Genomic DNA, 8,188 nt, shown 5'->3' on the forward strand with positions numbered 1-8,188 from the left:
GCCCTGAACGGGGTCACCGGCCTGCCCTTGCACGATCTGTCCTCGATGGCCGGCCGGCAAACACCCTTTGTCGCCCTGATCGTGCCGCTGCTGCTCGTCTTTATCGTGGACGGCAAGCGTGGCCTGAAGCAGACCTGGCCCGTGGCGCTGGTCGCCGGCGTCGCCTTCGCCATCGCTCAGTTCGTCACCTCAAACTACTTGGCCGTGGAACTGACTGACGTCGTGGCCGCCGTGGTCGCCGTGGCCGCAGTGCTCCTGATGCTTAGGGCCTGGCAGCCTAAGGAAACCATCGGCGTCGGCGACTCCCTGCAAGCGGATACTGTGCCTGTCATGGCCCACAGCAGCGGAGCCGAGAAGTCCGGTTCCGCCTCGCAAGACCGCGCATTCCGGCAGGGCGCGAGCCAGCCCGCAACGCCGGAAGCAGGTCCGGACATCGTCCCCACCCGCACCCGCCCGGAGCCGCGGGAGATCTGGCTGGCTATCGCCCCCTACCTGATCATCATCGCCATCTTCTCCGTCGCGCAGATCCCCTTCATCAAGGCCTGGCTGGGCCAGGTGGGCGCCGTGACATTCCACTGGCCCGGCCTGGACATCACCGATTCAGCCGGCAAGCAAGTGGCGGCAACCAAGTTCAAGCTCGACCACCTGAAGTCCACCGGAACCCTGCTCCTGCTCTCGGGCATCATCACCATGGCCCTCTACCGGATCAGGGCAGGTAACGGGCTGCGCATCTACCGCGAGACCCTGGTGCAGCTTCGCTGGACGATTGTCACCGTTACTGCGGTGCTGGGCCTGTCCTTCGTGATGAACCTGTCCGGCCAGACCACCACGCTCGGCTTCGCCCTCGCCTCGGCGGGCGGCCTCTTCGCGCTCCTCTCGCCTCTGATCGGCTGGATCGGTGTTGCCCTGACCGGCTCGGACACCTCCTCCAACTCGCTGTTCGGACAGATGCAGGCTACCGCCGCAGGACAGACCGGACTTTCGCCCGTCCTGATGGCAGCTTCCAACTCGTCAGCCGGCGTCATGGGCAAGATGCTGTCACTGCAGAACCTCGCCGTGGCCTCCGCTGCAGTGGGCCTGGACGGAGCGGAAGGCACCCTGTTCAGGAAGCTGATTGGCTGGAGCGTGGGCCTCCTGGCCCTCATCACGCTCCTGATCTTCCTGCAGTCCACACCCGTGCTTGGCTGGATGGTTCCCTGATGCCCAACCTCAAATTGGCAGAGTTCCGGCAGGCCGTTGCCGATCCCGCCCAAGTGAAGACCCGCGCAATCGACCTGCACGCCAACGCCCACGACGCCTCGCACTTCCTGCTCATCCCGCAGGCCGTCGTGATGGCAGGGAACGCGGCAGAAGTTGGAAGCCTCCTGCAGGCCAGTGCCGCACAGGGCGTTCCGCTGACTTTCCGCTCCGGCGGAACCAGCCTGAGCGGCCAGGCAGTCACCGACGGAGTCCTGGTGGACGTGCGGCGCAATTTCAGGGAAGTTGAAGTGCTCGACGGCGGCGCCCGGGTCCGCGTGCAGCCCGGCGTCACCGTGCGGGCGCTGAATGCGCGGCTGGCACCGTACGGGCGGAAGTTCGGCCCGGATCCCGCCAGCGAGGCGGCGTGCACCATCGGCGGGGTGGTGGCCAATAACTCCTCCGGCATGAACTGCGGCACCGTGGACAATGCCTACAAAACGCTTGAGTCCCTTACCGTGGTGCTGCCCTCCGGAACCGTCATCGACACCGGAGCGCCGGACGCGGACGAAAAGCTCCGGACGCTGGAGCCGGACCTTTACGGAGGCCTGTCGCAGCTTGCCGCCCGTGTGCGCGGCAACAGCGATTCGGTGCGCCGGATACGGCAGCAGTTTTCCATGAAGAACACCATGGGCTACGGCCTGAACTCCCTGCTGGACTACAGGAGCCCGGTGGACATAATGGCCCACCTGATCGTCGGCAGCGAAGGCACACTCGGCTTCGTGGCGGAGGCGGTCTTCCGCACCATCCCACGGCTGCAGCACGCCGCGACTGGCCTGCTCGTCTTCCCCGACTTGCAGACAGCCAACGCCGCCCTGCCGGCCCTGGTAGCGACCGGCGCGGCGACCTTGGAACTCATGGATGCCCTGTCCCTCAAGGTGGGCCAGACACTGAAGGGGACCCCCGCCGTCGTGCAGGACCTGATGGTCCGTGACCACGCAGCGCTGCTGGTGGAATACTCGGCTGAAGGGCCGGACGAACTGGCAGTCCTGCAGCGCGGCGGCGAAAACATTCTGCCCAGCTTGAGCCTGGCCGCCGGTGCTCAATTCACCAATGATGCCTCCGCGCGTGCAGGCCTGTGGCACCTCCGCAAGGGCTTGTTCGCCTCGGTGGCCGGCGCCCGTCCGCAGGGCACCACAGCCCTGCTGGAGGACATCGTGGTTCCGGTTCCCGTGCTGGGCCGGACGTGCAAAGAACTGATCGGACTGTTCGAGAAGTACAGCTACAGCAACAGCGTGATCTTCGGGCACGCGAAGGACGGCAACGTCCACTTCATGCTCACGGACGGGTTCACCACGGCCGACGAACTGGACAGGTACAGCTCGTTCACGGAGGACATGGTGGACCTGGTTCTGGGCGAGGGCGGCTCGCTCAAGGCCGAGCACGGCACCGGCCGGGTCATGGCGCCATATGTGCGGCGGCAGTACGGGGACGAACTGTACGGTGTCATGCGCAGGATCAAACGGCTGTTCGATCCCGCCGGAACGCTGAACCCCGGCGTCCTGATGGACGACGATCCACAGGCGCACCTGCGCCACATCAAGACGGCGCCCCCCGTTGCCGAAGAAGTAGACCGCTGCGTTTCCTGCGGCTACTGCGAACCGGTGTGCCCCAGCAAGGACCTCACCCTGACGCCGCGACAACGCATCGTGACCCTGCGCGCGATCGAATCCGCGCGCCTGGCCGGCGACACAGCGCTAGTGAAGCAACTGGAAAAGGACTATGACTACGAGTCCGTGCAGACCTGCGCCGTGGACGGCATGTGCCAGACGGCCTGTCCCGTAGAGATCAACACCGGCCTGCTGGTCAAAAGGATCCGGCGCTCCGACGCCGGCCCCGTGGCCAACGGCGCGTGGAACGCCGCGGCCAAGCACTGGGAAGGTGTCACGCGTGGCGCTTCGCTGGCCCTCACCGTTGTGAACAAGCTACCTGCTGCGGCGGTGGCTCCCCCCAACAAGGCGGCCCGGGCGGTCCTGGGAACGGACACCGTACCGCTGTACTCACCGGAGCTGCCGGGCGGCGGTTCCATCAGGAAACGTCCGATGCCGGACAGGGCGCCGGACGCCGTCTACTTCCCCGCGTGCGTGGGGACGATGTTCGGGCCGGCCGGCGCGGGTAAGCCCGGTTCTGCCGACCGCGGAGTGCAGTACAGCTTCGAGAAGCTCTGCGGGCGTGCAGGGGTCACGCTCCTGGTGCCGGACGGCATCGACGGCCTCTGCTGCGGAACCCCCTGGTCCTCCAAGGGCATGGTTACCGGCCAAATGACGATGCGGGAGAAAACCCTGGCCGCGCTCCGCGAAGCCACCCGCGACGGCGAGCTCAGCATCATCTGCGACGCCTCCTCCTGCACCGAGGGGCTTCGGCAGGCAGTTGAATCGGACGTCCCCCTGTTGGGCCAGCGTCCGCTGAGGATCGTCGATGCCGTGGACTTCGCCGCCGAGCACATCCTGCCCAAGCTTCCGGACCACGAGAAGCTCGATTCCCTGGCCCTGCACCCCACCTGCTCCTCAACCCGCATGGGGATCAACGGTTCCCTGGACGCAGTGGCCAAGGCGGTGGCGGACAAGGTGGATGTTCCGGTGAACTGGGGCTGCTGCGCGTTCGCCGGGGATCGCGGCATGCTCCACCCCGAGCTCACGGCATCCGCCACCCGCAAGCAGGGGGAAGAGGTCGGGCAAATCGGTGCGTCAGCGCATGCATCATGCAACCGCACCTGCGAACTGGGGATGACCAGGGCAACGGGCGCCGACTACCGGCACGTCCTGGAACTGCTGGAGGAAGTGACGAGGTGACCAAATCCGGCAACCTGTTCATGACCGGCTCTCGTGACCATCACCTATCAGCAGGGAACCACCAGAACCGCGCGTTCAACCTCTCTATCTAATTCACCAGCCGTCCTCCATCGTCCAGCTCTACCAGGACCTCATCTTTACCGGAAGAATGGAAGGCGTAGGGTTCGGCACAAACCCGCAGTACCGCATGGTCGATAGCCATGATTATGTCGATCTAGCTCTCCTTGGGCGCCCGCCGTCGTTTAGTGTCCAGTCGGACTGGTGCCAACCCACCTGTGCTTTGCCGCCCCGACGGGGGTCCCCCAAAGCGGCGGGCCGCGCAACCCGGGTAATTGGGGTGTGGAGGTGCTGGCCCGGGAGTTGTTGGCTTCGGGCAGTCTCTTCGCTTGTCTAGCCGGGCATCGAGAGCCCCTGTCCCGAAATAAATGATTGAGGACCTCTTTCCGTCGCACCGGGGCTGGCCTGCGTAATTTCGAGTGGAGCTTCTTCCACGCTCGTGCCTGCCGTGGGCGGCGAATAGGGGCAGAACGCCGCCCTGCGGTTCAGCCTTGTAACCGATTAAGCTTGGGCCGGACTTGCCAGAATGTTCGTCCGTCCAGGCCCAGGGGGATTGGGCGCTACGGACTGTGCGTTTGTGGTCTGGTCGTACAGCCACTCGATATGCTTCCGGAGCAGGTCAGCTGCAAGGCCGCCGTTCTTGTCTTCAACGGCAGCAAAGATTGCGTGGTGATGAGCCCTAAGCTCCGCGAGGACGACCGGCCATTGTCCGAGAGAAACTAGGGCGTCCTTGATGTAGCCACGGACGGAGCCGCTAAGGGAGTCCATGACCGTATCGATGACCGTATTGCCAGCTAACGCGCTGAGAGCCAGATGGAACTGGGCGTCCAAATTATGGAATGTTTCGTAATCGATGTCTGGAGCATCCATGGCCATAAGAAGCTCCCTGGCTCGCTGGATGCCCTGTGGATCGTCATGTTGAACAGCCGCCTCGGCAGCCCATGTTTCGAGGAGAATTCGGGTTTCGACGATGTCTTTGACGGCAAGTCGGTTGCTGGCGATATGGAGGCGAAGTGTGGAGGCGAGCCCTGCCGAAGGTTCAGAGACGAAGACGGCGCCGGATTTGGGGCCCGCCCCGCTCGGGCTGCGGATGACACCCACAACATCCAGGATTCGCATTGCTTCTCGCACTGATGCCCTGGATATACCGTATGTTTCGGCCAGTATGCGCTCCCCGGGCAATTGGTCCCCGGTTTTGAAGCGTCCGGAGCGCAACCCCTCCTCAACATCCTGCAGGAGTGCATCGTATGTCCGCTTCGGTGAGGAAGGTGCTAAATCGGTCATGCTTCATTTTCCCCTACCAGGAAAAGCATCAGCGACGGTACTGTCCAAGAGGTCAGGAAAGGAAAGGGATAACAGAACCTGTAAGCGGCCGCTATCCCTTTCCTTAACCCAAGCCTGTAGAGGGACTGTGTAGTCCGGTTAGATGGCTTTACCCGGGTTCAGAATTCCCTGCGGATCGAACACATTGCGGATCGACCGCTGAAGTTCCAGCGACACGCTGCCCAGCTCGTCTTCAAGCCAGTCTAGCTTCAGCAGCCCGACGCCGTGTTCACCCGTGAGCGTGCCACCAAGGCGCTGGGCCAGGTAGAACATGTCGCCGAGGGCCTTCTTGGCGGGCCCTTCGGTGATGGATTCGTCGGGTTCGACGACGATCATCGGGTGAAGGTTGCCGTCCGCTGCGTGGGCAACGTTGAAAATCCGGACGCCCGTTTTTCGGGAAATGTCTTCCAGCCCCGCGAAGACTGCTGCCAACTGGTTCCGCGGCACGCCGATGTCGCAGATCGAGACACGTCCAAGCCGCTCAAGCGACGGGATCGCTTCCCTTCGTGTGGCCACCAGCGCATCCGCGGCCGCAGGATCAACGGCCTTCTCGATGTAACTGGCGAAAGGCTCGATAGCCTTAAGCAGGACGTCCTGTTCCAGGAACGCGCCGTACCCGTCGGTCTGGGCCAACAGGAAGGCACCGCCCTTTGAGCGATGGTCGGTGCCGTGCGCCGCGTCCACAGCTTCCAGTGTGGGGCCGTCCATGAGTTCCAGCACCGAGGGCTGCAGCCGGGCTGCGATGATGGCGGATGCAGCCAGGGCGGCGGCGTCGACATCCGGGAAATAGGCGGCGACGGTAGCGGTCCGGATGGGCCGGGGCCGGAGGCGCAGCGTGGCTTCCACCACGACGCCCAGCGTTCCCTCAGAACCGATCATCAGGGCGTTCAGGTCATACCCTGTAACTCCCTTAATAGTGTTCCTTCCCGTGCGCAGCACCCGGCCGTCGGGCAGGACAACTTGGAGCGCCAGGACGGATTCCCGTGTAACGCCGTATTTTGCGCACCACATTCCGCCGGCGTTGGTGGCGATGTTGCCACCGATGGAACAAATTGCCGTACTCGCGGGATCCGGTGCATAGAAAAGGCCGTGGGCCCCCGCTGCGGCGTTCACTTCGGCGTTGAGAACGCCAGGTTCCACCACCGCCAGCTGCTCCACCGGGTCGATGTGGAGGATCTTGTTCATCCGGGCCAGGTCAAGGACCACTTCGCCCGCGTGGGCCGAAGCTCCCGCCGCCAGTCCTGTCCCGGCACCGCGGGGAACCACCGGAACGTTGTGTGCCGCCGCGAGTTTCATGGTGGCAACCACTTCCTCCGTGCTGGTGGCGTACACGACGCCGTCCGGGAGGCTGGGCGGGATGTAGCCGGATCGGTCCGTGCTTACCCGGACGCGTTCGTCCAAGTCAATCGACGAGTGTGCGCTGGCGTTCAGGAGAGCCAAGGACGCTGTGAGGGCTGTTGTTGTGCTCATGGAAAGGAAACCTCTTTGTTTTCTTGGGGCCCAGGGATTGGACGAAACCGTACCCCAGTGCGATGTTCGTTTTGATGATGTGGGGTTTAGGGAACCATCCAGCCCAGCACCGGAGTTGACTGCAGCAGGACCAGGACGATCATTACGGCCAGGAGCGCAAGGCTCCAGCCCAGAAGCTTCCGGAACAGCGTGCTTTCGGCTCCTTCAAGGCCCACGGCAGCCGAGGCTACTGCCAAGTTTTGCAGGGACAGCATCTTGCCCATTACGCCGGCGGAGGAGTTTGCTGCTGCCATGAGAACCGGAGGCAAGCCTGTTTGTTCGGCTGCGGCAACCTGGAGTTGGCCGAACAGGGAGTTGGAGGAGGTGTCAGAGCCGGTGAGCGCGACTCCGATCCAGCCGATCACCGGGGAGAGCACAGCAAAGAAGCCTCCGGCCGAGGCGAGTGCCAGACCGAGGGACGTTGTCTGTCCGGACAGGTTCATGACGAAGGACAGGGCGAGGACGGCGGTCACGGTGATGATGGTCCAGCGCAATTGTTTGAGAGTTTCCCAGTAAATCCGGAGTCCACTGATTGCCGGAATGCGGTACAGGGCCATGGTGATGATGCCAGAGATCAGCAGAAGCGTACCGGTGGCCTTAAGGTGGTCGAACTTGAACTTCTGCGCGGCAACATGCTTCCCGTCTGCATCGACAACGTCCAGGCCCGGCCATGCAAAGCTCACGCTTCCCACCACGCTCAGCCAGTTCTTCACGAGAGGAATCTGGGCGATGGAAAAAATAGTCATGATGATCAGGTACGGCGCCACGGCCATCCAAATTTCCCGCGCTGCGGGCCGCTGTACGTTGGTCGGCGTCATGACTCGCGTGGTCGCGGCCGCGGAAACGGCCTCCGTAACGGAGGCGGAGGCCGGTTCCCGCTCTGAGCCGTAGCGGCGAGCCGAGGCCTGACGGGACTGTGCCGGGCCGGATGACAACTCATCGCCGGGCTCGCCTGATTCGCTGCCTTGCCCGGACATCTCGATGATCTGCCGGGGCTGCCAGAAACGAAGCATCAGCAGCACTGCGGCCACCGTTGCGACGGCGGCCACAACGTCAGTCAGTTCGACGGCAAAGTAGTTGGACGTGATGAACTGGAAGATGCCGAATACCGCGCCGGCCACTAGCGCCACGGGCCAGGTCTGCTTCAGGCCACGCTTGCCGTCCACGATAAAGACGAGCAGCAGCGGCACGATCAGGGCGACAAAGGGTGTTTGCCGGCCGGCCATCGAGGACAGATCGTGCAAGGGCAGGCCGGTGACCCCGTTCAGGGC

Annotated in this window: 5 protein-coding genes; 2 read left to right on the forward strand and 3 right to left on the reverse strand. The window is 63.8% G+C overall.

The annotated features are described in order from the left end of the window. Positions 1–1,200: L-lactate permease (locus tag AC1DD3_RS21820; protein ID WP_476882505.1), on the forward strand; the 1,200-nt coding region annotated here is incomplete at its 5' end. Then, complete coding sequence (locus AC1DD3_RS21825; RefSeq protein ID WP_476882506.1) at positions 1,200–4,028, forward strand: FAD-binding and (Fe-S)-binding domain-containing protein; 2,829 nt, start codon at positions 1,200–1,202, stop codon at positions 4,026–4,028. The genes AC1DD3_RS21820 and AC1DD3_RS21825, both read left to right, overlap by 1 nt. Before the next feature lie 558 nt (positions 4,029–4,586). Here AC1DD3_RS21825 and AC1DD3_RS21830 read toward each other — a convergent pair. The 3 genes from AC1DD3_RS21830 to AC1DD3_RS21840 all read right to left on the reverse strand — a co-directional run. Beyond that, the gene (locus AC1DD3_RS21830; protein WP_476882507.1) at positions 4,587–5,369 is read right to left on the reverse strand and encodes a FadR/GntR family transcriptional regulator; all 783 of its coding nucleotides are present in this window, start codon (positions 5,367–5,369) and stop codon (positions 4,587–4,589) included. Between the two features lie 138 nt (positions 5,370–5,507). Continuing rightward, positions 5,508–6,878: an FAD-binding oxidoreductase gene (locus AC1DD3_RS21835; RefSeq protein WP_476882508.1), complete on the reverse strand. Its 1,371-nt coding sequence runs from the start codon at positions 6,876–6,878 to the stop codon at positions 5,508–5,510. A gap of 86 nt (positions 6,879–6,964) precedes the next feature. Next, positions 6,965–8,188 (reverse strand): L-lactate permease (locus AC1DD3_RS21840; RefSeq protein WP_476882509.1); only part of this gene is annotated, 1,224 nt, incomplete at its 5' end.

Source organism: Arthrobacter sp. 05T444 (genome assembly GCF_056395905.1).

Bases quoted from the DNA above. Each gene is read 5' to 3' on its own strand.
- AC1DD3_RS21825 (WP_476882506.1), top strand. From the start codon at position 1,200: ATGCCCAACCTCAAATTGGCAGAGTTCCGGCAGGCCGTTGCCGATCCC.
- AC1DD3_RS21830 (WP_476882507.1), bottom strand. From the start codon at position 5,369: ATGACCGATTTAGCACCTTCCTCACCGAAGCGGACATACGATGCACTC.
- AC1DD3_RS21835 (WP_476882508.1), bottom strand. From the start codon at position 6,878: ATGAGCACAACAACAGCCCTCACAGCGTCCTTGGCTCTCCTGAACGCC.